Genomic DNA, 1,555 nt, shown 5'->3' with positions numbered 1-1,555 from the left:
CCGCGCGGTGACCCGCGGTGTCGGCGGCTCGGCGGCCCACACGCCCCAGAACTCACCGGGAGCGACTCGGGTGCCCTCGATCTCGGCGAGGATGGCGCCGGCGTCGGCGTGGGCCTCGACCAGGCGGCCGGCCGACACATCGTGGGCGCACATCGCGGTGAGCTCGGACCAGCGGGCGCGGGTGTCCCCGTGTCCGGGGAGGGGCAGGTCGGCGCGCCCCTCTTGGACCCACTCGCGGGCGAGGTCGGCTCCGCGGGGGCGATCGGGTGATGTCATGGGGTGACCCCGCTCCTGGTGTGGTCCAACTCGGCGTGGTCCGGTTCGGCGTGGTCCGACTCGGCGTGATCCAGCCCTGCGTGGTCCAGCTCGGTCAGGGCCAGGTGGCCGGAGAACCCACCGGGGGTCCGGGAGTGCCGCCGGGCGGAGGTGGTCACCGGCGTCGCGGTGGACCAGGCGATCACCAGACCCGCCTCCTCGGCTCGGTGCACCAGGCGCACGTCCTCGTGGACCGGCAGGGGCTCGAACCCGCCCAGGTCGCGGTACGCACGGGCCGAGATGCCGATGTTGGCGCCGTGGATGTGCCGGTGGTCGGAACCGGCCCGGTAGCCCTCGAGGTAGCGCACCCGGGTGTCCGGGTTCCACTCGGACCAGTCGGTCACCTCGACCAGTCCGGCTACCACGTCGGCGCCGTCGAGTGCCCGGGTCAGCTGGTCGGCCAGCCAGGTGGGAGGCACGCGCGAGTCGGCGTCGGTGGTGGCGTACCAGCGCTGCCCGGACCGTTGCGGCGAGGCGGGTCGCGGGAGGGAGTCGAACCCGACGGCCCGCGCGGCGCCGACGTTGCGCGCGTCGCACCGCACGATCCGGGCCCGGCCGCGAGCGAGGGACCCGGAGGCGTCGGTGCAGGAATCGAGGACCACGGTCACCGTCACCGGCACGGGGGTGACCGCGGCGCACGCCTCGAGCGAGTCCAGACACCCGGGGAGCAGCTCCTGCTCGTCGTGGACCGGGATCACCACGTCGATTCCCACGAAGCGCATCGGGTTCCCTTCAGGTCGCACGGGCGGTGCCGGTGGCGGGGATGGCGTGGGCCGGCCGACGGGCTCTGCTGGCCGGAGTGCTCTGCCGGCCGGAGGGCGCTCCCGTCAGAGGTTGCCGAAGAAGTCCGCCCAGTAGAAGTCCCAGAACGCCCAGAGGATGATCGCGGCCATGGCCAGGAACCACACGACCACGGGGACCAGGTGCCACCGCTGGAGCGCCCGCACCCAGCCGGCGCCGGTGAGCTTGGCCAGCACGTGCAGCAGCGTGTACCAGAACATGGGGATGGTCACGGCCCACACGACCATGCACCAGGGGCAGAGCACCTGGATGGAGAAGATGGACTGGTACGCCAGCCAGTGCACCATCCCCGCGGCGAACGTCAGGCCCAGCGACGCGCCCACCCAGTACCAGCGCGGGAAGCGCACGCCCGAGGCGGCGGCCACGCCGATCGCGATGAGCACGGCGTAGCCCACCAGCCCGATGAAGGGATTGGGGAATCCGAAGACCGAGCCCTGCT

General features: G+C 72.9%; 2 protein-coding genes and 1 pseudogene. All 3 read right to left on the bottom strand.

Annotated features, from left to right (window positions below; all coding sequences use genetic code 11):
• Window positions 1–276: pseudogene (locus G6031_RS16925) on the bottom strand (acyl-CoA dehydrogenase); the annotation flags it as partial.
• Window positions 273–1,037: a glycosyltransferase gene (locus tag G6031_RS16920; protein ID WP_182653894.1), complete on the bottom strand. Its 765-nt coding sequence runs from the start codon at window positions 1,035–1,037 to the stop codon at window positions 273–275. The gene G6031_RS16920 and the pseudogene G6031_RS16925, both read right to left, overlap by 4 nt.
• A gap of 105 nt (window positions 1,038–1,142) precedes the next feature.
• The coding region (locus tag G6031_RS16915) for a vitamin K epoxide reductase family protein (RefSeq protein ID WP_277820170.1) at window positions 1,143–1,555 on the bottom strand (413 nt) is incomplete at its 5' end.

It is taken from the genome of Dietzia sp. CQ4, assembly GCF_014145125.1.
Lineage (GTDB): Bacteria > Actinomycetota > Actinomycetes > Mycobacteriales > Mycobacteriaceae > Dietzia > Dietzia natronolimnaea.
The sequence above is the reverse complement of the archived record's forward strand: the minus strand, read 5'-3'. Positions and strand labels throughout refer to the sequence as shown.

Bases quoted from the DNA above. Each gene is read 5' to 3' on its own strand.
- G6031_RS16920 (WP_182653894.1), bottom strand. From the start codon at position 1,037: ATGCGCTTCGTGGGAATCGACGTGGTGATCCCGGTCCACGACGAGCAG.